Origin of the sequence: Collinsella aerofaciens, from assembly GCF_015552075.1 — a bacterium.
Taxonomy (GTDB): domain Bacteria; phylum Actinomycetota; class Coriobacteriia; order Coriobacteriales; family Coriobacteriaceae; genus Collinsella; species Collinsella aerofaciens_Y.
This window is the reverse complement of the sequence record NZ_JADNDZ010000113.1, coordinates 1-24,163: the sequence shown is the minus strand read 5'-3', so window position 1 is coordinate 24,163 and position 24,163 is coordinate 1. Positions and strand designations below refer to the sequence as shown.

Annotated in this window: 25 protein-coding genes and 1 tRNA gene; 5 read left to right on the top strand and 21 right to left on the bottom strand. The window is 61.6% G+C overall.

Annotation, left to right across the window (positions count from 1 at the left end; genetic code table 11):
* Positions 1-206: 206 nt before the first annotated feature.
* A complete protein-coding gene (locus tag I2D41_RS08800) occupies positions 207-608 on the top strand; it encodes a hypothetical protein (RefSeq protein WP_195364264.1) in 402 nt (133 codons plus the stop codon).
* A gap of 390 nt (positions 609-998) precedes the next feature.
* Here the strand turns inward: I2D41_RS08800 and I2D41_RS08795 are convergent, their stop codons facing one another.
* Together I2D41_RS08795 and I2D41_RS08790 are read right to left on the bottom strand one after the other, a co-directional pair.
* Positions 999-1,136 (bottom strand): hypothetical protein, encoded by a 138-nt coding sequence (locus I2D41_RS08795; RefSeq protein WP_195364263.1) that lies wholly within the window; start codon positions 1,134-1,136, stop codon positions 999-1,001.
* A 501-nt stretch (positions 1,137-1,637) separates the two neighbouring features.
* The gene (locus tag I2D41_RS08790; RefSeq protein ID WP_271741689.1) at positions 1,638-2,237 is read right to left on the bottom strand and encodes a DUF1648 domain-containing protein; all 600 of its coding nucleotides are present in this window, start codon (positions 2,235-2,237) and stop codon (positions 1,638-1,640) included.
* Positions 2,238-2,564: 327 nt separating this feature from the next.
* On the opposite strand from I2D41_RS08790, the gene I2D41_RS08785 reads away from it, so the two are divergent.
* From I2D41_RS08785 to I2D41_RS08770, 4 genes are all read left to right on the top strand, one after another.
* Positions 2,565-3,416: a BspA family leucine-rich repeat surface protein gene (locus I2D41_RS08785; protein ID WP_195364261.1), complete on the top strand. Its 852-nt coding sequence runs from the start codon at positions 2,565-2,567 to the stop codon at positions 3,414-3,416.
* Between the two features lie 529 nt (positions 3,417-3,945).
* The gene (locus I2D41_RS08780; RefSeq protein ID WP_195364260.1) at positions 3,946-4,401 is read left to right on the top strand and encodes a DUF6273 domain-containing protein; all 456 of its coding nucleotides are present in this window, start codon (positions 3,946-3,948) and stop codon (positions 4,399-4,401) included.
* Between the two features lie 395 nt (positions 4,402-4,796).
* Complete coding sequence (locus tag I2D41_RS08775; protein WP_195364259.1) at positions 4,797-5,048, top strand: DUF6290 family protein; 252 nt, start codon at positions 4,797-4,799, stop codon at positions 5,046-5,048.
* Positions 5,049-5,339: 291 nt separating this feature from the next.
* A complete protein-coding gene (locus I2D41_RS08770; RefSeq protein WP_195364258.1) occupies positions 5,340-6,287 on the top strand; it encodes a DUF6273 domain-containing protein in 948 nt (315 codons plus the stop codon).
* A gap of 510 nt (positions 6,288-6,797) precedes the next feature.
* Here the strand turns inward: I2D41_RS08770 and I2D41_RS08765 are convergent.
* The 19 genes from I2D41_RS08765 to I2D41_RS08675 form a co-directional block, all read right to left on the bottom strand.
* A tRNA-Pro gene (locus tag I2D41_RS08765) sits at positions 6,798-6,874 on the bottom strand.
* An 80-nt stretch (positions 6,875-6,954) separates the two neighbouring features.
* Positions 6,955-8,166, bottom strand: coding sequence for a bifunctional phosphopantothenoylcysteine decarboxylase/phosphopantothenate--cysteine ligase CoaBC (coaBC, locus tag I2D41_RS08760; protein WP_229042304.1), 1,212 nt, complete (start codon positions 8,164-8,166; stop codon positions 6,955-6,957).
* A gap of 3 nt (positions 8,167-8,169) precedes the next feature.
* Entirely contained in the window at positions 8,170-8,889 is a 720-nt protein-coding gene (locus I2D41_RS08755) for a zinc ribbon domain-containing protein (protein WP_195364257.1), read from the bottom strand.
* Positions 8,886-9,695 (bottom strand): Nif3-like dinuclear metal center hexameric protein, encoded by an 810-nt coding sequence (locus I2D41_RS08750; protein ID WP_195364256.1) that lies wholly within the window; start codon positions 9,693-9,695, stop codon positions 8,886-8,888. Before I2D41_RS08750 ends, I2D41_RS08755 begins: the two co-directional genes overlap by 4 nt.
* On the bottom strand, positions 9,692-10,870 hold the full coding sequence (locus tag I2D41_RS08745) for a cysteine desulfurase family protein (RefSeq protein ID WP_195364255.1): 1,179 nt from the start codon (positions 10,868-10,870) through the stop codon (positions 9,692-9,694). Before I2D41_RS08745 ends, I2D41_RS08750 begins: the two co-directional genes overlap by 4 nt.
* Positions 10,871-10,876: 6 nt before the next feature.
* Positions 10,877-11,548, bottom strand: a complete 672-nt coding sequence (gene rpe, locus I2D41_RS08740; RefSeq protein ID WP_195364254.1) for a ribulose-phosphate 3-epimerase — start codon at positions 11,546-11,548, stop codon at positions 10,877-10,879.
* Between the two features lie 18 nt (positions 11,549-11,566).
* Entirely contained in the window at positions 11,567-12,574 is a 1,008-nt protein-coding gene (locus I2D41_RS08735; RefSeq protein WP_195364253.1) for an NAD(P)H-dependent glycerol-3-phosphate dehydrogenase, read from the bottom strand.
* Between the two features lie 9 nt (positions 12,575-12,583).
* Positions 12,584-13,267: a glycerol-3-phosphate 1-O-acyltransferase PlsY gene (gene plsY / locus I2D41_RS08730; protein WP_195364252.1), complete on the bottom strand. Its 684-nt coding sequence runs from the start codon at positions 13,265-13,267 to the stop codon at positions 12,584-12,586.
* Entirely contained in the window at positions 13,260-14,594 is a 1,335-nt protein-coding gene (der, locus tag I2D41_RS08725; protein ID WP_195364251.1) for a ribosome biogenesis GTPase Der, read from the bottom strand. The genes plsY and der overlap by 8 nt, the downstream gene beginning before the upstream one ends.
* A gap of 10 nt (positions 14,595-14,604) precedes the next feature.
* Positions 14,605-16,047 carry a DUF512 domain-containing protein gene (locus I2D41_RS08720; RefSeq protein ID WP_195364250.1) on the bottom strand — a complete coding sequence of 481 codons (1,443 nt, stop codon included), beginning with the start codon at positions 16,045-16,047 and terminating at the stop codon, positions 14,605-14,607.
* Positions 16,048-16,049: 2 nt separating this feature from the next.
* Positions 16,050-16,949 (bottom strand): 4-hydroxy-3-methylbut-2-enyl diphosphate reductase, encoded by a 900-nt coding sequence (locus I2D41_RS08715; protein WP_195364249.1) that lies wholly within the window; start codon positions 16,947-16,949, stop codon positions 16,050-16,052.
* A gap of 2 nt (positions 16,950-16,951) precedes the next feature.
* Positions 16,952-17,680 carry a lysophospholipid acyltransferase family protein gene (locus tag I2D41_RS08710; RefSeq protein ID WP_195364248.1) on the bottom strand — a complete coding sequence of 243 codons (729 nt, stop codon included), beginning with the start codon at positions 17,678-17,680 and terminating at the stop codon, positions 16,952-16,954.
* A gap of 3 nt (positions 17,681-17,683) precedes the next feature.
* Complete coding sequence (gene cmk / locus I2D41_RS08705) at positions 17,684-18,370, bottom strand: (d)CMP kinase (RefSeq protein WP_195364247.1); 687 nt, start codon at positions 18,368-18,370, stop codon at positions 17,684-17,686.
* A 66-nt stretch (positions 18,371-18,436) separates the two neighbouring features.
* Positions 18,437-19,402 (bottom strand): pseudouridine synthase, encoded by a 966-nt coding sequence (locus tag I2D41_RS08700; RefSeq protein ID WP_195364246.1) that lies wholly within the window; start codon positions 19,400-19,402, stop codon positions 18,437-18,439.
* Positions 19,389-20,117 carry an SMC-Scp complex subunit ScpB gene (scpB, locus tag I2D41_RS08695; protein WP_117806923.1) on the bottom strand — a complete coding sequence of 243 codons (729 nt, stop codon included), beginning with the start codon at positions 20,115-20,117 and terminating at the stop codon, positions 19,389-19,391. The genes I2D41_RS08700 and scpB overlap by 14 nt, the downstream gene beginning before the upstream one ends.
* A gap of 11 nt (positions 20,118-20,128) precedes the next feature.
* Positions 20,129-20,941, bottom strand: coding sequence for a segregation and condensation protein A (locus I2D41_RS08690; protein ID WP_195364245.1), 813 nt, complete (start codon positions 20,939-20,941; stop codon positions 20,129-20,131).
* An 84-nt stretch (positions 20,942-21,025) separates the two neighbouring features.
* The gene (locus tag I2D41_RS08685) at positions 21,026-21,709 is read right to left on the bottom strand and encodes a site-2 protease family protein (RefSeq protein ID WP_195364244.1); all 684 of its coding nucleotides are present in this window, start codon (positions 21,707-21,709) and stop codon (positions 21,026-21,028) included.
* Positions 21,710-21,718: 9 nt separating this feature from the next.
* Positions 21,719-22,015, bottom strand: coding sequence for a hypothetical protein (locus I2D41_RS08680; protein ID WP_168170409.1), 297 nt, complete (start codon positions 22,013-22,015; stop codon positions 21,719-21,721).
* The gene (locus tag I2D41_RS08675) at positions 22,002-24,035 is read right to left on the bottom strand and encodes an ABC-F family ATP-binding cassette domain-containing protein (RefSeq protein WP_195364243.1); all 2,034 of its coding nucleotides are present in this window, start codon (positions 24,033-24,035) and stop codon (positions 22,002-22,004) included. Before I2D41_RS08675 ends, I2D41_RS08680 begins: the two co-directional genes overlap by 14 nt.
* Positions 24,036-24,163 lie beyond the last annotated feature (128 nt).

The window sequence follows — 24,163 nt, the reverse complement described above, 5'->3', positions numbered from 1 at the left end:
ATGGCCACCGGACCCATCGAAACACATCTCCACCGTTCCTTCAACTGGGAAAACGACGCCCCGTGGCCTGAATGGGGCCTCGGGGGCGTTCGGCTAACTGCGGGAACGGCCTATCCGCTCAATGTGTTCGGCTGAGATCGGAAATCAACCATATTATGGGCACAGTCGGCAATTGGGTTGGATAGCCTCGCACCGGAGGGATCAACATGAGTACAAGTAGCTACAAACCGCAAAAAGGCCGTGGCCTCCCGTGGCCTTTAGACACGGACGCTCCATCGGTTGCCGATCAGGCCGAGACGCCTAGCGAGATGGAGGCGGCGCTTGACGTTCGACAGGATGAGATTGCAAAGAGCGAGATCCTGAGTGGAATCAACAGGCCATCCTACGACTCATTATTTGCGGTCGCGAAGAATCGCGTCCAGCTTGCGATTCTGATCATGATTTGCTCCTTCCAGACGTCCAAAGGGCCTAATAGGAAGGATGCCAACGGAAAAGAACTTACAAAAGGTCTTTTCATGCGTCAGGACAAGCTCGAAAAAAAGTCTGTTCGACTCAACCGACTGTATCGAAAGCTCTGGGCGAGCTGGCTCATCGAGGCATCATCATGAAGACCGATGGGGTGTGGGTCATCGTTTGGGCTCAGCTCGATATTCAAGCGCGTGAGGCCGGATGGGATCCGCGCGCGGACGTGGGCGGCGAGGTCGGACGTGAAAGCCGGGCCGCAGAGGTATCGAGCGCACGCGGCCAGGGCCTCGAGGGCGCCTGGCGGGTAGGGAGATCCGAGCATGAGGCAGGACAACGCGCAGGCCCGCGAAAGGTTCACGAGCTCCCCCGCGACGCGGCTGGACCCTCGGCTGCCCCTCGTAAAGGATGCAGAAGACACGGTCGAGGTCCGACGGTTCGACCAGGCTGTACCGGCAGTCCGCGTACAGTGCGCAGCCCCTCCCGCGCGGGTCGCCGTCCGAGTCCTCATCCGGCTCATGATGGCGCACCTCAACTCAAAGGCCCTTCAACACGTCGTCGAACCCGAAATCGAGCTCCGCCTGGACGCTCTCGCCGAGCGCATCGCCCAGGGCGAGCTCCGGCACCTTCGTCATACGGCCGTCCAGCCACTCAATCTCTGTCATCGCGCGCATGGTGCAAGCCCCTTCCGACACGGGATTGTCAGCTCAACCCGACCCTTACCCATACGGACGAACATAACTCGCCAGGGGGAAGCCCCTGAAGGCCGTGCGCCACAACATGAGGCCGAATCCGCCCCCGGCTGGACAGGCCAACAACGAAGGAGCACACGGAACCGGCGCGGCGTTACAACCGTCCCGGCAAGCGTGTCACTTGGCCAAGTCATGATGCCGACAAACCCGGAAATGCTCCAACGGAGCGCCGAACGAGCGTAACAATATAAAGCCGTGCAACACGTGTTGGACGACCGGAACATCCCAAACAAAGGCCTGTAGGTCCCACCTTCAAGCCCAATAGCAAAATGTGCATCAGCGGATTTGCAGCGATACAAGTCTCAACCGTCACCATCACACCGCAGCGCGCCTAGTCCCACTCATCCTACTGCAAATGTCCCAGAACGAGAAAACGACCAGCTTAACATGCCAACCTTTATATCCGCACGCGCGTAATTCAACTCATAAGGACCGGCTATCCCTTGCCTGTGACACAATCTCAAACGCACAGAACAGAATCATCAGTCCAATCATCGCATAAGAGGCAGTCGAACCTTCAAGCACTATTCCACAAAGAACAATCTCCGCGCCGCCAATAAGAACTGTTATCAGGCGCTCTGCCTTTTTGCTCTCGCCGCTCGCATAAAAAGGCGGCAAAGCGCACAAGATCACATATAGCCCGGGAAGGGAATACAAGATCGATAGTCCAAGCCCCCCATCAACCGCAGTGCTTTGCGTAAGAATCAACTGAACCCAAACGGCAATTATCACTGAGCAGGTTGTCGATAAAAGAAGACTAGAAATATAGCACGCAACAAAGTCCCGTCGCATTCGAGCAGAGAAATCCGCGAACTCTCTTCGCCGCGTGGAAACAATAAGGTACACAGAAATTGCAATAGAACCAATCAGAGAAAACAGCGGAACAACCAGCAATTCAAGCTTATTACCCCATCGATCAACCACACCCCCACTCCAATGAGCGGGAATTGTATCAGGGAGGACTGACCAAGCCGCCCATAGAATCAGAAATGGAAGAATAGAGAGGATGAAAGATGATAACACTGCAGTAGTTTTTTTGAGGCTCTCATCGATTCCGCATCTCCTTGCGCGCCCACATTCCACTCCGCCTTAAATCAAGTATACGTTTTGGAACGGGATGTCACTCCGAACGCCTTACCCTCTTAGTGTGAATGCCGCTGCGGCATTGTTGACTCATCCTTAGTAATCGCGTCTATCCTCTGCAGCATCAGCCAAAGCAATCCGAGAGGAGCCGCACATGCATGCAGCGGAAATTCCTTTCGGGGGGGGGTATCTCCCAGATTTACCCGCCGCCCGAAGGGGCAGTCGACAGTCGAGTACGTACTGATCATCGCGATCATCGTCCTGGTGGTGCTGATCGCGGGACCGTGGGTCTCGTCGGCGATCACAAACCAGTTCAACACGGTGGCGGGGACGCTCGGCAACGGAATCTCAAAGGGGAGCTGGGAGTCGGGCGGCACGGGCGGCGGCAACGGGTCGTTGACCGACGCCGACATCGTGGACCCCGTTCACGGGATAGCGTTCGCCGTGTACTCGGAGGACGACCACAGCCTCATGTTCTACAAGCGCCGCGGGGTCCCCAGAGTCGGTGACATGCTCAACAGCCGCCGCGTGACGGCGGTGTATACGGGGTTCGAAAATGGATACGCCACCGCGACCGTGGGAAACGACGGCAAGACGACTGCCCCCTGGTGGCCTAACAGAAATAATATCGTGGCCGTAAAGGCCATTGACGATGGCATAGAAATCCACTCGTTGGCATTTCGCTTTCAGTACATGGAGAACTGCAAGAGCTTTGATCGGGCAAAGTTTGACATGTCGAACTGCACAAATCTGCAGCACGCATTCGCGTATTGCGGCAATGCGACTTCCTTCAGTATTTCAAGCTGGGATACGTCCTCGGTCGTCGAATTCGACTCGGCGCTCAAAAACCTTTACAAGGTCGAGGAGATTGACATCTCCGGATGGTCGACGCGGAAAGCCGGCGATTTACGTCTCCTTTTTTCCACCGACAGTTCGCTGAAAAGCGTGAAATTTGGACCAGGGTGGAAGACCTCAGATGTTATGGATATGCTCGGCATGTTTAGCTATTGCAAAAATCTAAACCTCGACTGTTCCGATTGGAATGTCCCAACCTATGCCAATCATAGTGACTTCAATCACTGCGCCCCCGGCGTTATCCTCCCGAAGGCGTGGCAGTAGGTCTGAAGAAACAAAACGGCAAGCAGTTTATGTGGCGCGGGCACCCGTGCCGCCGTTGCCTCAGCGGCACGTTACGGGCTAGTCGGTTCGCTTTAACGTACGCTCTGCATGCAATATCAATCCCCATGCGAAGGGAGTGTCGCATATGCATGCAGCGGCAATTAACCTTCGGGGGGTGGGTATCTCCTAGGAATACCCGCCTCCGAGGCCAAGGAGCCATCGAGTACGTTCTGGTCATCGCGATTATCGTCCTGGTTGTGATGATAGCCGGCCCTTGGGTCTCGTCGGCAATCAGGAACCAGTTCAACACGGTGGCGGGAGTATTGGTAAACGGGACAGCAGGTGGGACTTGGGAACCGAGCGGTTCCGGCAGCGGTAACGGCGCGGGTTCCGCGACCGTCCAGGCGGCGCTCGCCAAGGACGCGAAGGACACGCGAAGGACTGGACCCTCGGTGAGCAGAAGGCAGTTGCCGAGGACATCGCCGCCAAGGGCGAGGCGTCGCCCGCCTACGCCAAGGCGAAGGCCGCGATGGATGCCGGCACCGAGTTCTCGATGAAGCTCACCGATGGCAAGACGCTGACTTACCGCATTATCGGCATCAATCATGATGACCCTGCAGGCGGCAAGGCGGGCCTCACGTTCCTCACCACCACGACGGGCATTTGGTCCCCCATGAACGCGATTGACACCAACGCCGGCGGTTGGGAGAAGTCTGAACTCCGTCAGAAAATGAACTCCGGCAAGATCTGGAATCTGATGCCCTCCGATTTCCAGTCCAAGGTGAAGGCCGTCAAAAAGCTATCGAACAATGTCGGGGGCGGTGATGAGAACAAGAACGCCGCCGTGACGGCTACCTCGGACAAGCTGTTCCTGCTCAGCTACTCTGAGATCGCCCCCCACCTCCTATTGGGCATCCTATCCCTGGACTTCCTCCGAGGGCACCCAGTACGAGGCCTTCAAAGGCAAGGTGACGGAGAACTATAATCCCAACTCTGCCATTGCCATTGGCAGCGGTTGGTGGGAGCGTTCGGTGTTTCCGAACGCCTCGAAGGGCTTCCTCCATGTCGACAGCAGCGGCAATCCGTCGGACAGCAACTCCGCGCCGGGCTGGTTTTGCGTCTCCCCCGCCTGGTGCTTCTAGCTTGTCTAGCGCAAAGCCCGCGTTACCCCGCGCGTGCTTTCTTTTGGCGACCGAACGAACGGCTTCAGGTTCATGGCACGGGTAGTCGGATTGAAGAGAAATGGGGTCATACAGCGGCTCTCAGAGCGCCTGCCGCACTCCCCCGCCATTACCTCTGCTGCGTCCTCGTATAGAGTCCATCCTGCTTGGTGTTTCGAGTTCGGGGCGTATACGGTGGGTGGATAATGGATTCACTTCGATGACGGCGTTTACGGGAGCGACCATGGCGATGCGCGAGATCGCGGTCAAGTTCGATGAGGGCGAAATGGCCTTGGTTCAGGGCCATGCGGACGCCACGGGCATGACCTTTTCCGAGTTCGTGAGAAGGGCCGCGTTCGAGAAGGCTGAGGACATGGCGGACATCGAGGCCTACAACGAGGCTTTGGACGGGGACGGCGGCACTCGCTACCCGATGGAAGAGGTCGTGCGCATGGCGGTGGAGGCTGAGTGATTGTCCACACGCGTTGTCTGTCTCGGCTCTAAAGGCTTCTCTTGGGCGGGGTTCGGCTTATAGCCGGGTCCCGCTTTTTTGCGGCTTTCAGTTGTCTTTCTGAAGGTATGAAATGGCTGCCTCGATATGAATACGGTCGGCATTCGAAGCGGACGTTATAGCCGCGCTAATAGCGCATGACTTTCTCCCCTGCCGTCATCGTTGCCGCAGCGGCAAGACCGTTGCAAATACTTGGAATAGCCCTACGCTCGGCTCGTATTGCAAACCCCGAGTGAAGGGAGCCGTATATGCATGCAGCGGCAATTAACCTTCGGGGGGGGGGTCGCTCCTGAAACGACCCGCTTCCGAGGGCAATCAATTATCGAGTACGTCCTGATCATTGCCGTCATCGGCCTGGTCATCGTGTTCGCGGGACCCGGCGTGGCCGGAGCCATCCGAAACCAGTTCAACCTGGTCGGCAACACGGTGAACAATGGGACGGTCGGCGGCGTCGAGGGAGGCGCGTCCGGTGGCGGCTCCGCAGGCGCCGATTCCGCGGCCGTCCAGGTGGCCATCGCCAAGGACGCGAAGGACTGGACCCTCGACGAGCAGGAGGCGGTTGCCAAAGACATTGCCAAGAACGGTACATCGTCTATCGCCTACGCCAAGGCCAAGGCCGCCATGGATGCCGGCACCAAGTTCTCGATGAAGCTGACCAATGGCAAGACGCTCGAGTACCGTATCATCGGCATCAACCACGACGACTTGGCCGATGGTAGCGGCATGGCAGGCTTGACGTTCGAGGCGACCAACTCTGCCTTGGGTAGCCAGAGAATGAACGCTACGGACACCAATGCCGGTGGTTGGGATAAGTCCGAGCTCCGTACCCGCCTCAACAGCGGTGACCTCTGGTTGCTCCTGCCCAGCGAGCTCCAGTCAAAGGTGAAACCCGTCACAAAGACAACCGATAACGTTGGCGGTAACGGGGGCGGTGCCCCCTCGGCGACGACCGACAAGGTTTTTCTGCTCTCGGCAACCGAAGTATACGGGGATATGCAATCTGACGGCATCCAGTACGAGTGCTACAAATCCAAGGTCGTGACGGGGTCGAACTATTCCGGTGCATCAGGCTATAGCCACTGGACTCGTTCCGTGAGACCGCGCAGCTCCACATCCTTTCGCTATGTTCAAAGCGGCGGTATTTGCTACAGCTACAGCGCGACGGACTCGTTTTATGTCCTCCCCGCTTTCTGCTTCTGATCTCTTTCATCGCAAAGCCCCCGCAATCCTGCGAGGGCTTTTCTTTTGGCGATTACTCAAACAATTCGAGGTTCATTGTACAGGTAATCGGGTTGAGGAGAAATGGGGTCATACAGCGGCTCTCAGAGCGCCTGCCGCACTTCCCCGCCATTACCTTTGCGGCATCCTCGTATGGAGTCCATCCTGGTTGGCGTTTTGTTGTAACCGCTCACTTGTCCACAGATCAAGTGAACTGCTGGAATAAATACAGCGACACACTAGTTCGTTACAGTCGCCATATCTGCGTAAATCGCCGCGATAAATACAGCCTGTACTCGTCTGTATACCAGCTACGCGTATGTAGATTCATGTCGCGTTAATAAATCGGCTCAAGCGCGTGCAAAACGCGCAAGTAACCGCAAAAAGCGATTATCGCGCAGGTAGATTTTTGGCACCCTGTTGCTTAATCAAAATTAAGCAATTGCTTAAAACAAAAAAGGTCAGGCACTAGGTGCCTGACCTGCAAACTTCTGGTCGGGACGACTGGATTCGAACCAGCGACCCCTTGACCCCCAGTCAAGTGCGCTACCAAGCTGCGCCACGTCCCGAAGCTCTTGTTTGTTGCTCTGCTCTCGCTCGCAACAGGGAGTATATTAACCCGAAACCTTGGACTTGTGCAAGAACTTTTTTATAAATTTTGAAGCAAGTCCAAAATTGTATCTGCGAGCTGGGGTTTTGTTAGCACGGGAAGTTCTTGCGTGCCCGTTGTGCTCACAATCCAGGTCTTGTTAGTGTCGGTTCCAAAACCCGAATCGGCGCGCGAGACATCGTTGGCGATAATGGCATCGCAACCCTTGCGGGTGAGCTTGCGCTGTGCGTACTCCAGGACGTTATCGGTCTCGGCCGCAAATCCGATTACGCACCGCTCGCCCTTCTGGCGCGAGAGCTCGGCCAAAATATCGACCGTTTCGACCAGCTCGATGCGATCCAGGCGTTCGTTGGCCTTTTTGAGCTTATGGTCCGCAGGGGTGGCGGGGGTATAGTCGGCGACGGCGGCCGCACAAATTGCCGCATCGGCCGTCTGGAAGGCGCTGAGCGCTGCCTGCAGCATTTCAGCGGCGGTCTGCACGCGCACGCACTCCACGCCGCGGGGGACATCGAGCGATGTCGGTCCCAGCACAAGCTTGACCGCAGCACCGCGGCGAGCGGCCTCCCCTGCCAGGGCGATGCCCATCTTGCCTGATGAGCGGTTGCCAATGAATCGCACCGGGTCGATTGGTTCGTGCGTGGGGCCGGCAGTGATGACGACGCGCTTGCCTGCCAGGTCCTGAGGCACGGGTTTGAGCACCTCACAGACAGCCTCGACGATGTCCTCGGGCTCGCTCATGCGTCCCGTGTCCACGTCGCCGCAGGCAAGGTAGCCGCTGCCGGGTCCCACAACATGGACACCGCGCTCGCGCAGCGTGGCCATGTTGGCCTGCGTCGCCGGCGCCTTCCACATGCCGTTGTTCATAGCGGGTGCGATCACGATGGGTTGCGGCGTTGCAAGCAGCGTGGTGGAGATAAGGTCATCGGCGATGCCGGTGGCCATCTTGGCGATGATATTGGCCGTCGCGGGCGCCACGACCACCAGGTCGGGTTCCTGCGCCAGCGAAATGTGGTGGATGGGGTCGGAGGGATCGTCGAATAGGCCCACGGCAACGGGCTCGTTGGTGAGCGCACGGAAGGTGAGCGGGCCCACAAACTCCGTGGCATGCTCGCTCATAACGACCTTGACGCGCGCACCGCGCTTTTGCAGCAGGCGCACGATATTGCACGACTTATAGGCGGCGATCCCGCCGGTAATGCCCAGCAGGATCGTTTTTCCCTCAAGTTGCATTGAATTGTTGGATGCCGCCATCGTTTAAGCTTCCTTGCTCGGGAGTACCAGGAGGCGGTGGCAGTACGGGCAGTGCGTAATCTCGCTACCGTCGTGGTTGAGGTCGCTCATGGACGATGCCTGCAGCGCGGTGTGGCAGACTGTGGGGATGTTGCCCTGGATGGTCTCGACGGCCAGGCCGCGGAACTGCTTGAGCAGACGCTCGTAGTCGGTGAACACGTCGGCCGGCAGCGTGGCGGCAAGCGCGGTGCGTTCCTTAGTGGCGGCGTCAATCTGAGCCTGCAGGTCGGCAGCCTTAGTGCGGGCGGCCTTGGTATCGGCCTTCACGCCCTCCTCGAACTTGGCGATAATTGCCTGTGCGCGGGTCTCGCGGTCGAGCGCCTCCTTATGGGCGACAACGACATCCTTGCGCGTGTGCTCAATCTTGTCCAGGCGCTTGGCCAGGGTGGCGAGCTCGTTTTCCAGGTCCTGTACCTCGCGGTAGTCGGAGCCGTCAACGTGGCGCTTCTTGGCAGCCTCAATGGCGTTGTTGGTCTGAATCTCGGTGGTGTTGAGATCGTCGAGCTCAATGTCCAGGTCCTTGCGCTGGGCGTAGAGCTTGGTCATCTCGGCTTTGAGCTTAACGTAGGTCTTACGCTTGGAAGCGAGCTCCTTGAGCTCCGGCATATTGGCAAGTTCGCTCTTGTTGCGGGCGAGCTCCAAATCGATCTGTTGCAGCTTGAGTAGCGTAGCGCCGGCGCTCATAAGTTCTCTCCTTTTGTCACAGTCCACCATTGGCAAGGGTTCAGTATTTTAATCGCATGACGGGGGTTGACCCCGGCGTCAACTGCAGAGTTCATCAATATATCAACGAACGGCTCCTCGGAGCGGTCGTGGCCGAGCAAGATGACGCCCAGACCGCGCAGAGCGAGGTCCTGCGCCACGTGGTATCCCGCCTCGCCCGTCACGACAACGTCCGCGCCCGCGGCGATGGCGAGCTCTCCAAAGTCGCCCAGGGAGCCGCCCAAAATAGCGACGGTGCGGCACGGGCGATCGGCTTCGCCCCACACACGCGGGTCGCTGCCGAAGGCCGTGGCAGCACGGGTGGCAAGATCGCGCAGCGTGCACGGGTCGTTGAGCATTGCAAGCGCGCCCAGGCCGGTTGCCTCGGGGTCGTCCACGTGCTCCAGTGAGCTCACGAGTGCGGCACCCAGCAGCTTGCTCAGGCAGACACGGGCTTCGTTCGAGCGGTCCAGGTTGGTGTGGAGCGATATGATGCTCACGCCGCAACGGGCCGCCTCATAGAGTGCCGCGCTGCACTGGGGGCGAGTGGCATCCGCTGGACAAAACGCCTCGGGCGCCTTGATATAGACAGGATGATGCGTCAGCAGCACGTTGACACCGGCCTCGAAAGCACGGTGCACATTGGCTTCGGTCGCATCGAGTGCGCAGGCCACGCCGGCAATCTCGGTGGCAGGGTCGCCCACGGATAAGCCTACGTGGTCCCAGGGCTCGGCGTCCGTCTTTGGATAGCGTGCCAGCAGAGCGCGCTCGAGCTCGGCGACGATCATGCGGCACCCACGATCGTCAGCAGCGCTTGGGCAAAGTCGTCCAGATCGGCTGGGTTCACGCGGTCATCGAACGAGATGCGAAGAGCGCCGAGAGCTTGCTCGCGACCGATGCCCATCGCGCTCAAAACGTGGCTGGGGTCCATACTGCCGCTCGAGCACGCCGAGCCTGCCGATACCTCAAAGCCGGCGGCGTCGAGCTTGATGATGAGCTCCTCGGAGTCCATGCCGTCAATGTAGATCGACACCATGCCGGGCAGACGATCGGCATGCGCATAGTCGCCCATGGTGGCATGAATGCGCGGATGAGCCGTAAGCGTGGCGTAGAGCTTGTCGGAAAGAGCTTGCAGCGTCGTACGCTCCTGGGCCACGCGGGGCGCCAACGTGCGGGCGGCAGCGGCAAAGGCCAGCTGCGTGCGCAGGTCCTGCGTGCCGGCACGACGTCCGGCTTCCTGTCCACCGCCAAAGATGCGCGGACGCAGCGGCGTGCGGTTCTTAAGGTAGAGTGCGCCGGATGCCACGGGGCCGCCGATCTTGTGCGCGGCAACGGTCATAGCATCGACGCTCAGCTCGGCGGCATCGAGCGGGATGTGCAGATAGCCCTGGATGGCATCGGTGTGGAACAGAGCGCCCGCGGTATGCGCGGCCGCGGTCAGCTCGCGGATGGGCTGCACCACGCCGGTCTCGTTGTTGGCAACCATGATGCTCACGAGCGCCACGTCGTCGCCGAGCAAGTCGCTCAGCGCGGCAGGCTCAATATAACCTGCACGGCAGGGCTGCACCAGGTCGACGGTAAAGCCGGCAGCACGCAGCAGCGGCAGGTTGTCCAGAATCGAATCGTGCTCGATGGCAGATACGATCACGCGGTTACGCTTGCGATCGCGCTGACGAGCGCCCTCGGCAAGACCGAGCAGCGCCAGCTGGTTGGCTTCGGTGCCGCCGTTGGTCAAAACAATCTCGGACGGGCGAACGCGCGCGCCAAAGCTGCGGGCAATCTCGCGACGCGCCACTTCCAGGCGTGCAGCGGCCTTGCGGCCGAGCGAATGCAGCGAGTTGGGGTTGACGCCGGCAAGCTCGCTGTCGTCGTACTCGCGCTGCGCAAGGCGCGCCTCGGCGCGCATGGGCGTCGAGGCGGCATAGTCAAGATTCACGGGTATGCGATTTTGACCTGCGGTCATAAGGTTTTATGCCTCCTGTGCAGCCTCGTTGCCCAGCTTCTGCAGCAGCGCAACCTCGGCAGCGGGATCTTCGGACTTAAATATGGCAGAACCGGCCACGAGCACGTTGGCGCCGGCCTTGACGACCTCGGCAATGTTCTTGGAAGAAATGCCACCGTCGACCTCGATGAGGGGCGAAACGCCGTGACGCTCGCACATGGCCTTGAGCTCGTGGAGTTTAGCGATGGTACCGGGGATAAAGCTCTGGCCGCCAAAGCCCGGGTTCACGCTCATGAGCAGCACCATGTCGACAACGTCGATAATGCTCTCGAGCACGCAGACGGGCGTGGCGGGGTTGAGCACCACGCCGGCCTTGACGCCGCGCTGTTGCAGATGGGTGAGCGTGCGGTGCAGGTGCGTGGAAGCCTCGTAGTGCACGGTGATCATGTCGGCACCGGCGTCGGCGTACCAATCGACCGTCTCATCGGGGTTCGACACCATCAGGTGCGCGTCGACCGGTACATCGGTGGAGCGCTTGACGGCCTTGAGGATGTCGACGCCAAAGGTGAGGTTGCCGGTAAAGTGACCGTCCATAACGTCGAAGTGCACGTAGTCGGCGCCGGCGATCTTGTCGAGTTCGCCCTTGAGGTTGGCCATGTCGGCCGAGAGGACGGACGGAGCGATTTTGATGGAACCCATGGTAGAAGCCTTTCTGCGCTAGTCGGTGAGTCCGTAGAACTCTTGGGAGGGTACGCGGTCGGTAAGAATCTCGAGCGCCCTATCCAAAGTAACACCGTTGTAGAGCGTTTGCTCCACGGCAAAGGTGAGCGGAATGTCTACACCCAGTGAACGGGCAAGTTCGCTGACGCTGCGGGCCGCGACGGCGCCCTCGACAACCATATGCGTGCGCGTCTGGTACTCGTCGAGCGAAACGCCGTGGGCAAACTCGTAGCCAAAAGTGCGGTTGCGCGAATGCTCCGAGGTACAGGTGGCAATGAGGTCGCCCATGCCGGCAAGTCCCATGCAGGTCATGGCATGACCGCCGCGGGCGTGCACCAGGCGGCTGATCTCGGCCAGGCCGCGCGTCATGATGAGGGCGAGCGTGTTGTCGCCTGCGCCGGAGCCGGCGGAAATGCCGCACACGATGGCGATGACGTTTTTCATGGCGCCGCAAACCTCAACGCCGGTCATGTCTTGCGACAGATAGATGCGGAAGGCCGTGGACAGGAGTAGGTCCTTAAAGGTCTCCCCTATCTGCGGATCTTCGCTGGCGATGACGGCGGCAGAAAGACCTCCGCGGCAGATCTCCTCGGCATGGTTGGGGCCCGAGAGCGCCGCCACGCGCGACTCGTTGCCGATCTCGCTGGCGATGACCTCGCTCATGAGCAGGCCGGACTCAGGCTCAATGCCCTTGGTGAGGCAGAGCACCGGGGTGCCGGCGGCGATGAAGGGTGCTGCCTGGTGGCACACGCTGCGAAGGTGCGTGGAGGGCACGGCAAAGATGATGGCCTCGGCGCCGTCAAGCGCCTGGGCCAGGTCCGTCGTAGCGACAACGTTTTCCGGCAGCACGTAGTCCACCAGATAGCGCGGGTTGCGGTGCTCGCCGTTGATGCCGGCGGCCGTCTGCTTGCCATGGGCCCACATGGTCACGCGCTCGGCTCGCGCGGCGGCAAGGCCGGCGACGGCGGTTCCCCAGGAGCCAGAGCCAATTAGCGCAACATTCATGACTCTCTCCTACTTATCGTCGGGCTCGGTGACGCGCTTGGTAAACGAGAGCTTGGACTCCTTACCGATCATGAGCCTTTTAATGTTCGCGCGATGGGCCCACACCACGGTGATGCCGATCATCGCCATGCAAAACTTGAGTCCCAGGCTGCTGTACGGAAAGACCGCGCAGGCAGCGATGGGAAGACCGATGGCGGCGGCAAGCGAGCCCACCGACACAAACTTGGTGATGGCGACGGCCACGATAAACATGCCCAGCAGCGAAAGCCCAATGGGCCAGTACCATGCGAGGATTACGCCCAGACCGACCGCGATGCCCTTGCCGCCATGGAAGTTGAGGTAGGGCGAGAAGATATGGCCCCATACGGCCGCCAGGCAGATGACGCCGAGCATCCAGTCGCCGGCGGCACCGGGAGCCATGATGCTCACGGGGAAGCCATAGCCCACGCTCGCGATGAACGGACGCGCGATAAGGACGCAGATGGCGCCCTTCAGGCAGTCGAGCAGCAGCGTGAGCGCCGCGACCTTGGGGCCGGCCACGCGCAGCGCGTTGGTGGTGCCGATGTTGCCGGAGCCCGCCTTGCGAATGTCGGTGTGGTTGAACACGCGGCCCAGGATAAAGCCAAACGGAATCGCCCCGATAAAGAACGAGACCACGGCGCAGATGGCGGTCAGCAGAATCGGATTATGCATCCTTTTGCTCCTTCTTCCTAAAGAAGAGTCGAATGGGTGTGCCGGCAAAGTCGAAGGTCGAGCGCATGCGGTTCTCCACGTAGCGCTGGTAGGTGTCGTTGACCAGATCGCTGTGGTTGACGAAGAACGTGAACGTCGGCGGGTTGACGCCCGTCTGGGTCACGTAGTGCATACGCAGGCGGCGCTTGCCGTCCACCACGGTATGACCGAACTCGCGCAGGTCGGTGAGGAACGTGTTGAGGCGCGAGGTGCTGATCTTTTGCGAGCGCGTCTTTTCGGCGGCGTCGACCATCGCCCAGATCTTCTCGACGCTGCGGCCAGTGAGGGCAGAGATGCGCAGGTACTGGGCCCAGGGAGCCATGACGCCCAGACGGCGGTCGACGGTCTCCATGCAGGCCTCGCGCTTGCGGTCGTCATCGAGCAGGTCCCACTTGTTGAGCAGCACCACGGTGGCGCAGCCACGCTCGATGGCCAAGCCCATGACCTTCTGGTCCTGCTCGGTGACGCCCACGGAGGCATCGACGACGAGCAGTGCCACGTCGGCGCGATCGATGGCGCGCAGGCCGCGGACCATCGAGTAGTACTCGATGTTCTCGTACACGGTGCTCTTCTTGCGAATACCCGCGGTGTCGACCATGCGGTAGTGCTTGCCGTTGCGCTCCACGACGGTATCGATGGCGTCGCGCGTCGTGCCGGCAATGTTGGACACGATAGAACGGTCGGCGCCCAGAATGCGGTTGAACAGCGACGACTTACCGGCATTGGGGCGGCCGATGATAGCGACGTTCAGCGCATCAGGGAACTCATCGGCGACCTCGTCCTCTTCCTCCGGAAGCAGGGCCACGATATCGTCGAGCAGGTCGCCCGTGCCATGGCCATGCAGGGCCGAGAGCGGCGTGGGCTCACCGATGCCGAGCGAATAGAACTCCCAGATGCTGTCGTTCTCGCGATCGGGGTTGTCGAGCTTGTTCACCAGCAGAAAGACCGGCTTGTCGCAGCGCTTGAGCATGCGAGCGACCGACTCGTCCTCCTCGGTGACGCCGGTGCGGCCGTCGACCACAAACAGGATGACGGCGGCTTCCTCGGCGGCGGCGAGGGCCTGGTCGCGGATGGACGTGGCAAAGACGTCGTCGCTCTTGAGCGGCTCGATGCCGCCCGTGTCGACGATGGTGAACTCGCGGCCGTTCCAATCGGCCGTGTGGTACGAGCGGTCGCGCGTGACGCCGCGGGACTCATGGACGATGGCGTCCGAGGTCTGGGCCAGGCGGTTAACGAGCGTGGACTTGCCCACGTTGGGGCGTCCGACGACGGCGACGATAGGTTTCATCTGCACTCCTTTAATGGGTAGGGTCAGTGGAAATGTTAGAGTCGGCGGGCACAATGCCAAGGATATGCTCCAGGGTATCGAGCAGCTCATGCGGCATGGTCGACACCACATGAACCTCGGCGCCGCGACTGGTAAGGCTTGCGAGTAAATCGTCACGATGATACTCGTCAAGCGTCATGCCGTCAGCGTTGAACATGAGCTTAGGCACAAAGAGCATAACCCCCGACAGGTCTTGCGGCAGCTGCTCCAGGATATCGCTCGCGACGATGAGGCCGGTCACGTCCACGTTGCCGCCAAAGTAGCGGTTCTTGATGGCGGTGACGGAGCCGGCAAGGCCGTGCGGCGAATCCACAAAACGTGCCACCGTATCGCGCGCGCTGGCACCGGAGAGACACAGGAGGCGTTGGTTGCGCTCGGCGATGCCAGCGCGGACGCGGGCCAGACGCTCGGCGTCGGCGGCAAGCACGTCGTCGGTCTCATCCAGATACGAGCGGATCATGCCGATGCCGTCGTAGTACTGCGGGTAGCCGTCGTAAAAGTCCGCCTCGGGAGGCTCTATGCCGGCGTCCAGATAGAACTCATCGCTCATCTGGAAGGTGTGGCGGCCAAAGCGCTCGTAGGCACGATCCTGGTAGGGACGGATCATGGCAATGGTCTCGCGCGCTAGCTCGGGCTTGTCGCTATAGGACCAGCTAAAACGGTTCTGATGCTTGGTAAAACCGAGCGGCACAATGCCCAGGCTCGTGATTTGCTCGTGCTCCTCGCAAAAGCGCAGGGTTTTTTCCAGCTCCTCGCCGTCGTTCATGCCGGGGCACAGTACGATCTGCGCGTGAATTTCGATGCCGGCGGCCATGATGGCCTCGAGCACGTCCATGCCGCGCTGGGCGTTGCGGCCCATCATGCGGCGGCGGACGTCGGGGCTCACGGCATGGACCGACACGTTCATGGGGCTCATGTTGCGATGGATGACGTTTTGAACATCTTCGTCGGTGAGGTTCGTGAGCGTGACAAAGTTGCCCTGCAAAAAGCTCAGGCGGTAGTCGTCATCGCGAATATAGAGCGTTGAGCGGCCGCCCTTGGGCAGCATGGTCATAAAGCAGAACACGCAGGCGTTCACACAGGTGCGCATGCCATCGAAGATGGGACCATCGAACTCAAGACCCCAGTCCTCTCCCGGGAAGCGGTCGAGTTCGACGGGGGTGACGCTGTTGTCGCGCGGGTCGAAAACCTCGAGGTCGACGGTGTCGTCGTCGGCCTCCCAGAGCCACACGATCATGTCGGTGAGCGCCTCGCCGTTGACCGTGAGCACGCGCATGCCCGGCTCGATGCCCACATCCCACGCGGGCGATTCGGGACGCACGCTCTTTACGAGCGCGCCCTCACCCGGCTCGGGGTCGCGGCTGCGCCCGTAATCGGCCACCTCGGCGGCGTATGCGGGTACGGTCTGGTCCATGATTAGCGGCAAAGCTCCTTGATGCGCGCGACGGCGCGCTCGATGTGTTCTTGCGGGGTGGAGGCTCCGGCGGTGATGCCGATGTGGTGAGCGTCGGCAAACCATGCGGCTTCGAGCTCACTTGCCTCCTCGATATGATGCGTGCGCTCGCAGGCGTCAGCGCAGATCTGCGCCAGACGGCGGGTGTTGCCGGAGTTTTTGCCGCCCACGACGACCATGCAGTCGCAGCGGTTGGCAAGTGCGGCGGCGGCCTGCTGGCGCTCGCTCGTGGCGGCGCAGATGGTGTTGATCACGCGCAGTTCCTGCACACGCGGGGTGATAGCTGCCACGACCTCGGCGAGGTTCTGTGCGGTCTGGGTGGTCTGTACAACGAGGCCCACCTTGCCCTTGAGCGGCAGCGCATCCGCATCGGCGGCACAGCTTACGACCTGCGCATCATCGCCGGCGTGGCCCAGGATGCCCTCGACTTCGGGGTGGCCCGGCTCGCCTACGACCACCACGCGATAGCCCTCACGCACCAGGCGCTCCGCGGCAACATGGACCTTCTTTACGTAGGGGCAGGTGGCGTCGACCACGGTAAGGCCGCGCCCGCGAGCGGCATCGATCACCTGCGGTACCACACCGTGGGCGCGGATGATCACGGTGCCCGATGCGGCGTCGTCCAGGGTCTCTGCCAGACCGACGCCTGCCTCAGCAAGCTCACGTACCACGATGGGGTTATGGATGAGCGGACCCAAGGTATGGACCTGAGTGCACTCCCCTGCCTGCGGTGCAGCGGCCAGCGCCATATCGAGCGCACGCTGTACGCCATAGCAAGTGCCGGCGTGGGCGGCGATCTCGATGGTAGGCGCGGTTGCCTGGTCGAATGCAGTCGCGGCGGTGTTCGTCACGTTCTCGTTCATGGCTAGAACCTGCCCGGATGCTCGGCGCACAGATCGTCTCGCATGGAGTAGACGCGGTTCATGGCCTCGGACTCAAACCATTCCAGGCGCTCCGTTCGCTTAAGCCCGGCCGGTGCGTCGGAAAGCGAGATGGCCTTGCCGGCGCGGATCCAGCACTTCTTGGGACGCATGAGCTTTTTGCCCGCGGGCGTGATGTCGGACCAGCCACAGATGGCGAGCGGGTTGACGGGCGCCTTGCCCATCTGGGCGATGAGCGCAAAGCCGCCATGGACCTCGGGCTTGATCTCGCGCGAGCGGATGCGCGTGCCCTCGGGGAAGATCAAAACGTCCTCGCCGCGCTGCAGCGCATGCTGGGCGGCACGCAGACACTTCATGTCGGCGGTGCCGCGCTCGACGGGAATACCGCCAACACGACTAAAGGCCCAGCGTACGATCTTGCTCTTGGCGAACTCGGACTTAAAGATGGGGCGAATGCGGCGGCCGCCAAAGAACAGCGCCGTCTCCACGGCCAAGAGCTCAGCCATCGAGGTGTGGTTGCAGATGACCACGCTGCCGCGGCCGTCCTGGCGCTCAAACAGCAGATCGGCATCTTCGACCTTCCAACGCCACATGAGCTTGGAGAAGGCCCAAAGGATGGCCATGACTACGACGACGGTGCCGCGAATGAGCGCTGGGAACTCTGCGTAGGGGGCGTTGTAATAGTCCTCGGGCGTCTGCTTAAACAGGCGCATGGGCTACCTCCTTTGGTTGATGAGGTCCTCGATAATGCGGACGACCTCGTCGATGGTATGGGCGGTGGAGTCGACGTGCACGGCGTCCTCGGCGGGCACGAGCGGGGCGACCTCGCGGCTGCTGTCAAGCTTGTCGCGCTGCTTAAGGGCGTCGAGAGTCTCGTCGACCTCGGCCTCGAGCTGCTCGGCAGTAAGCGGCTGGGCGTCGTTTTGGTGACGCTGCAGCACGCGGCGGCGGGCGCGCTCGCGCGGGTCGGCGGTTAGAAACACCTTGACCTGCGCGTTGGGGAACACGACGGTGCCGATGTCGCGACCCTCGGCAACGATGTCGCGGTCCTCGGCGGCGCGGCGCTGGTGAATGAGCATGGCGGCGCGTACGCCTGGGTAGGCCGAGATTTTGGACACGTTGGCGTCGACCTGCGGGGTACGAATGGCGGCCGAAGCGTCCTGGCCGTCAATGGTCAGGCGCGTGTCCTCGCCGGTACCGTTGGTAAAGCGAATCTCGATCTGCTCGGCGAGGGCGTCGATGGCCGCCTCGTCGTCCAGGTCGATACCGCGGTCGAGCGCGGCGAAGGTGACGGCACGATACATGGCGCCCGTATCGAGCTTGTTAAAGCCCAGTTGGCGGGCGATCTCCTTGGCGATGGTGGACTTGCCGGAACCGGCAGGGCCGTCGATGGCGACGATCATGCAATGCTTCCTTTCGATGGTTGACGTGCTGGTATGGTTCGCGGGCGCTGGGGCGCGGCGGGTTGCCTAGCCTGTGTAGCGCTCGCGGTAGGTGTTGCGCTTGGGTGCGGAGCCGTGGCTGCCGTGGTGACGCATGCGGCTGGCGGGCGTGTCTTGGGGCTTGCCGCCGTTGCGCTTGGCGCTCGCCTGCTTGGGCGGGATGCCGCCGGCCTTGAGGATCTGCACCTCGCGGTCGGTGAGCTCGCGCCACGAGCCCTTGGCCACGCCCTTGAGCTCAAGGCCGGCAAAGTTGCAGCGATGCAGACGGATTACCGGATGGTGAATCTTGCTCAACATGCGCTTGACCTGGTTTTTGCGGCCCTCGCGGATGATGACCTCCACGGCGGTGGTGCCGGGCTTTACGCCTTGTGGTGCCACGGCCTCTGCCTCGCGTGCGTTGATGACGCGGCAGATCGCCGGCTGGCACAGACCGTCGTCGAGCTCGATGCCACGGCGGAGCGGGTCTAGATCGCGGTCGGTCAGCTGCCCGTCCACGAGTGCTTGGTAGGTCTTATAGACATGCTTGCTGGGGTGCAGCAGGTCCTGCGACAGGTCGCCGTCGGTGGTAAAGAGCAAAAGGCCTGTGGTGTCGCGGTCCAGGCGGCCCACCGGGAAAAGTCCCGGAAAGCGATCGCGGGGGACCAGGTCGGCCACGCAAGGGCGCTCATGCGGGTCGCTCATGGTGGTGAGGTAGCCGGTCGGCTTGTAGAGCATCAAGTACACGGCGCCCTGGTTGAGCTTGACGGGCATGCCGTCGACCTCGATATGGTCGCGGTCGACATCGACCTTGGTGCCCAGTTCGGTCGCGACCTCGCCGTTGACGGTCACGCGGCCGGCGGTCATCAGGTCCTCCGAGCCACGGCGGCTCGCCACGCCCGCGCGCGCCAAAAAGCGCTGCAGGCGCATGGTGTGCGGATAGACGGGCTGGGCGTCGGTGGCGGGTGCTGCGTTGCCCATGGCGCGCGTCTCCCCTACTTCGTTAGTCCTCGTCATGCAAATCCTCCGAGGTCTCGTCGACGACCAGAGTTTCCAAGTTCTCGACTGCCTCAACATCTTCAACATCGGTATCGAGCAGTTCGCGCTCTTCGTCCAGGTCCTCGGCCTGCTCCTCGAGCGTGGACTGAATGCTGCGGCCGCTCAGGCGCTCGCGGATAAACTGACGCGACTGCTCGTCGGGGGCAAACTGCTCCAGATCGGGCAGATCGCGGGTGGAGCGCAGACCGAACTTTTCCAAGAAGGCGTTGGTCGTGCCGTAGATGATGGCTTGACCGCGCTGAGGGTCGCGTCCGAGCTCGCGCACCAGACCTTTGTCCACGAGCGACGCGATGACGCCGTCGGAATTGACGCCGCGGATGCCCTTGACCACCTCGCGCGTCACGGGCTGGTGGTAGGCGATCACGGCCAAGGTCTCGAGCGCCGCCTGCGACAGTTTTTGCGTGTCCCAGCTCAGCACGTAGGCCTCGACCACGTCGTGATAGGCGGGATGCGTAAACAGGCGCCAGCCGCCGGCGACCTCGCGCAGCTGAAAGCCGCGGTTGGCCTCCTCGTACTCAACCTTGAGCTCGGCGAGCAGCGACGCGCATTCGCCCGGGGCGATATCCAGCGCACCTGCCAGCGCGGGCGCGCTCACCGGGTCGCTCGACACCAGCAACAGCGCCTCGAGGGCGCCTTTGAGGCTGTTTGCCTCCAGCGTGGAAAGGGTTGACATGGTTGCGGCTCCTATTCGGTGAGATCGGGGCCCTCGCCGGGCACGTATGCCTCGGCGCCCTCGACTCGATTGATGCAGATGGTTCCGAAGATCTCGTCCTGGCTCAGCGTGAGCGAGCCGCGCTTGGCGAGCTCCAGCATGGCCAAAAAGGTGACGACGAGCTGCTCGGTGGTGGCGTCGCCGTCCAGCAGCTCGCGGAAGGTGCAGGTTTGGTGTGCCATGGTAAAGCGGTCGACTGAGGCCACGGTCAGGTCGAGCGGCACGCGATGCGGCGCCACGTGCTCGGCTTCCAGCAAGAAGGTCTGGCGCTTGCCGTCCAGGTCGGCACAGATAACGGCCAGGCCGCGCAGGGTGATGCCAGCCAGATAGTCGGGCATAAGGCCTAGGAACTCGGGGTCGGGGCCGGCCACGCGCGGATGCATGCGGCTCTCGGCCTGCATCCGCGCGCCAAGGGCCGCAGCCGCGCCTTTAAACTGCTTGTAGGCAATCAGGCGCTGGATCAGAACCTCGCGCAAGGCGTCGCCGTCGAGCGTGCTGAGCTCCTCGAGGTCTTCGTCGAACTCGTCATCGTCGTCATCGACTTTGCGCGGGGCCTCCTGCGGCACCAGAGAGGCGGCCTTGATGTCCAAAAGGGTTGCTGCGACCAGCAAAAAGTCGCTCGCCACGTCCAGGTCCAGTGCCTCGATGCGTTCGGCCTCGGCAAGGTACTGCTCGGCCACCTCGCTGATGGAGATAGCGCCGATATCTACTTTTTGGCGTGTTACCAGCTGCAGCAGCAGGTCGAACGGTCCGCTGTAGACCTGCGTCGACACGCGATACGACATTTTCGACCTCCTTTGACGGCGCCTTCGCGGCGCGGTTTGGGTGCATGTTGCGACCGTTTTGCACGGTCGACCTGTAAGTTTACCTTAGATGCCGGCGATTGCGAAGTTGAGCAGCTGCTCAGCAAGCGGATACACGGTAACGTCGAAATAGCGGCCGATCACGTCGATGCCGGTCCACATGGGCAGCAGGTACAGCACAATGATGAGGATGGGCATGGCGTATTGCTGCAGGTGATAGTAGTTGTTGAGCGCCTTGCCTTTGAGGAACGGCACGATGATCGAAGAGCCATCGAGCGGCGGGATCGGGATGAGGTTGAAGAACGCGAGTGACAGGTTGACCACGATAAACGTGGCGCCGAAGTTCATGATCTGTGACGCCAGGGCAAAGGACATGCCGGTATAGAGGCTGCCATATGCCGCGTGCATGAGGGCGGCCGCGAGGCACGCGAGGACGATGTTCGACGCGGGGCCGGCCACGCTCACCAGAACCTCGTCGCGCTTGGGGTGTTTGAGGTTGTTGAGGTAGACCGGCACGGGCTTGGCGAAGGCGAACACCGGGCCGCCGGCGGCAAGCATGAGCAGCGGCAGGATGATGGTGCCAAACGGGTCGATGTGGTTGAGCGGGTTGAGCGAGACGCGGCCGCGCGAACGGGCCGTCTTATCTCCGAGTGCCCAGGCCGCGGCGGCGTGCGCGCTCTCGTGGATGACGATGCCAACAATAACGGCGACAGCGCTGGCGAGTAGGTTCATGAGGTAGCTGCTGGACATAGCGCTCCCCTAGCGGACGCGGCGCGAGGCGCGCGTGAGCAGGTAGTCGATCACAAACAGGATCACGGCGACGATGGCGTAATCCAGGCGGAACACGCCGCCAAAGGGCGACGTGATGACGCCATAGCCGGCGATGGCGCTCGGCAGTGCGCGCGAAAGCTCGACGACAAAGCCGACGATCTGCAGCTTGGCGGTGAGGCCGCTAAAACAGAGCAGCACGGTCATCGCGCTCATAAAGATGCCGCAGATGCGACAGGCGATGGCGATGATGCTCATCGCCACGGCAGCGGCCTTACGAGAGTTCACGCGCAGTCTCCTCTTCGATCTGGGTGGAAAGCTCCAACCATTCGTCCTCGAGCTTGGGCAGCTCTTGCTTAAGGCCGTTATATTCCCCCAGCGCGGCGTTGAACTTGTCTTGATCGGCATAAAGCTCTTCGCTGGCCATCAATTCCATAAGCTCGTCATAGCGGGCGCGCTTTTTGTCGAGCTCCGTCTCGATCTTCTTGAGCTGGTTACGCACGCCCTTGAGTTTTTTGTTGAGCGCTGCGCGGGCCTGAGCCTCGGCGCGCTTCTGCTCCTTGGTCTTTTTGCCCTCGGCAGGCTTGGAAGCGGCGGTGGGCGCATCGGGCTGTGCCGCGGTGACCTTGGTGGACTTGGCCGTGCCCGGCGCACTCTCCCCTGCCGCCTCGGCGGCGGCGCGGGCGGCGAGGTCCTCGCGCTTGTAGAGGTAGTAGTCGTAGTCGCCGTCGTAGACCGTGACCTTGCCGTCACGGATGTCGATCACGCGGTTGGCCACGGCGCGCACCAGGTGCTCGTCGTGGCTGATCAGCACGATGGTGCCGGGGAAGTTTTGCAGGGCGTTCTCGAGCATATCCACCGAGTCGATGTCCAGGTGGTTGGTGGGCTCGTCCAGGCACAGGAGCGCCTCGGGGGCCACGAGCATCTTGGCCAGGGCCAGACGCGCTTTTTCTCCGCCGGAAAGGACGCGGACCTGCTTCTCGATGGAGTCATTGTCGCTAAACAGGAAGGCGCCCAGCAGGCTGCGCTGCTGCGGCACGGTCCACTTGGGCGTGACGGTGTCGATCTCTTGCAGGACGGTATTGGACTCGGTCATGCCCTCGAGTGCGTGCTGGGCGTAGTAGGCTACGCCCACGTTGGTGCCTAGATCGCGGGTGCCGGTGGTGGGCGGCTCCAGTCCGGCGATAATCTTCATGAGCGTGGACTTGCCGGCGCCGTTGGGGCCGACGAGTGCCACGTGCTCGCCGCGGTAGAGCTTGAGGTCGATGTCGCTGTAGATGTGCTTTTCGCCGTAGGACTTGGAGACGCCCTCGAGCCCCACGACCATGTCGCCGGAGCGCGGCGGATCGGGGAACTTAAAGTCGATGTGCTTGTGGCCCTCGGGCAGGATGACGAGCTCCTTTTTGATCTGCTCGATCTTGCGGATGCGCTCCTGGGCCTGGGCAGCCTTGGTGGGCTTGTAGCGGAACTTGTCAACGAAGACCTGCATATGGGCGATGTCGCGCTCCTGGGCGGCGCGCTTGGCGCGCATCTGCTCCAGGTTGTCCTCGCGCTGCTTGAGGTAGCTGCTGTAGTTGCCGGTGTAGGTGGTTACGCGGCGGTTCTCGAGCGCGGCGACGTGGTCGACGCAGGCGTCCATGAAAGCGCGGTCGTGGCTGACAATGAGTACGGCGCCGTCGTAGTTGGCGATAAAGCCGCGCAGCCACTGGACGCTCTCGAGGTCCAGGTGGTTGGTGGGCTCGTCCAGAAGCAGCAGGTCGGGATGGCGCAGGAAGAGCTTTGCCAGCGCAATACGCATCTGCCAGCCGCCCGAGAACTCGGAGCACGGGCGCTCAAAGTCGGTGACCTTAAAGCCCAGGCCGGACAGGATCTTGCGGGCGTTGCTCTCGAGTTCGTAGCCGCCCAGGTGCTCAAAGCGGTCCTGGACCTGGCCGTACTCGTTGAGGAGGGCGTCGACGTCCTTGCCCTGCTCGGAGAGCTCGGTGATCTGGGCCTGCAGCTCGTTAGCGCGCTCGCCCATGCGGCGGATTTCCTTGGCGGCGGCCATGACCTCGGCGAGGATAGTGGTGTCCTTGTGCTCTAGGTTGGTTTCCTGCTCGAGGTAGCCCACCTGGCAGTCCTTTGCGTACTGGACCTGGCCAGCGTCTGGGCTGTCGATGCCCATGATGATCTTGAGCATGGTGGTTTTGCCAGCGCCGTTGGGTCCCACGAGCGCGAAGCGCTCGCCGGGGTTGATCTGGAAGGACGCGCCACTAAAGAGGACGCGCGCGCCGAAGCTTTTTTCGATCTTGTCGACCAGGAGGATCATGGTGCCGCCTTTGACCTTGTGTGCCTATATGAAAAAAGGCCCCAACTTCCGTTGGAGCCTCATTCAATGCTCGGGTGGAGACGAGGGGGATCGAACCCCTGACCTCTTGACTGCCAGTCAAGCGCTCT

Bases quoted from the DNA above. Each gene is read 5' to 3' on its own strand.
- I2D41_RS08750 (WP_195364256.1), bottom strand. From the start codon at position 9,695: ATGATCGTCGCCGAGCTCGAGCGCGCTCTGCTGGCACGCTATCCAAAG.
- I2D41_RS08720 (WP_195364250.1), bottom strand. From the start codon at position 16,047: ATGGACCAGACCGTACCCGCATACGCCGCCGAGGTGGCCGATTACGGG.
- I2D41_RS08780 (WP_195364260.1), top strand. From the start codon at position 3,946: ATGGATGCCGGCACCGAGTTCTCGATGAAGCTCACCGATGGCAAGACG.
- I2D41_RS08685 (WP_195364244.1), bottom strand. From the start codon at position 21,709: ATGTCCAGCAGCTACCTCATGAACCTACTCGCCAGCGCTGTCGCCGTT.
- coaBC (WP_229042304.1), bottom strand. From the start codon at position 8,166: ATGGCGGCATCCAACAATTCAATGCAACTTGAGGGAAAAACGATCCTG.
- I2D41_RS08715 (WP_195364249.1), bottom strand. From the start codon at position 16,949: ATGAACGAGAACGTGACGAACACCGCCGCGACTGCATTCGACCAGGCA.
- cmk (WP_195364247.1), bottom strand. From the start codon at position 18,370: ATGATCGTCGCCATCGACGGCCCTGCCGGTTCCGGCAAGTCCACCATC.
- I2D41_RS08795 (WP_195364263.1), bottom strand. From the start codon at position 1,136: ATGCGCGCGATGACAGAGATTGAGTGGCTGGACGGCCGTATGACGAAG.
- I2D41_RS08710 (WP_195364248.1), bottom strand. From the start codon at position 17,680: ATGCGCCTGTTTAAGCAGACGCCCGAGGACTATTACAACGCCCCCTAC.
- I2D41_RS08745 (WP_195364255.1), bottom strand. From the start codon at position 10,870: ATGACCGCAGGTCAAAATCGCATACCCGTGAATCTTGACTATGCCGCC.
- I2D41_RS08755 (WP_195364257.1), bottom strand. From the start codon at position 8,889: ATGAGCGCCGGCGCTACGCTACTCAAGCTGCAACAGATCGATTTGGAG.
- I2D41_RS08690 (WP_195364245.1), bottom strand. From the start codon at position 20,941: ATGTCGTATCGCGTGTCGACGCAGGTCTACAGCGGACCGTTCGACCTG.
- I2D41_RS08735 (WP_195364253.1), bottom strand. From the start codon at position 12,574: ATGAATGTTGCGCTAATTGGCTCTGGCTCCTGGGGAACCGCCGTCGCC.
- I2D41_RS08775 (WP_195364259.1), top strand. From the start codon at position 4,797: ATGACGGCGTTTACGGGAGCGACCATGGCGATGCGCGAGATCGCGGTC.
- plsY (WP_195364252.1), bottom strand. From the start codon at position 13,267: ATGCATAATCCGATTCTGCTGACCGCCATCTGCGCCGTGGTCTCGTTC.
- I2D41_RS08700 (WP_195364246.1), bottom strand. From the start codon at position 19,402: ATGACGAGGACTAACGAAGTAGGGGAGACGCGCGCCATGGGCAACGCA.
- der (WP_195364251.1), bottom strand. From the start codon at position 14,594: ATGAAACCTATCGTCGCCGTCGTCGGACGCCCCAACGTGGGCAAGTCC.
- I2D41_RS08770 (WP_195364258.1), top strand. From the start codon at position 5,340: ATGCAGCGGCAATTAACCTTCGGGGGGGGGGTCGCTCCTGAAACGACC.
- scpB (WP_117806923.1), bottom strand. From the start codon at position 20,117: ATGTCAACCCTTTCCACGCTGGAGGCAAACAGCCTCAAAGGCGCCCTC.
- I2D41_RS08675 (WP_195364243.1), bottom strand. From the start codon at position 24,035: ATGATCCTCCTGGTCGACAAGATCGAAAAAAGCTTCGGCGCGCGCGTC.
- rpe (WP_195364254.1), bottom strand. From the start codon at position 11,548: ATGGGTTCCATCAAAATCGCTCCGTCCGTCCTCTCGGCCGACATGGCC.
- I2D41_RS08800 (WP_195364264.1), top strand. From the start codon at position 207: ATGAGTACAAGTAGCTACAAACCGCAAAAAGGCCGTGGCCTCCCGTGG.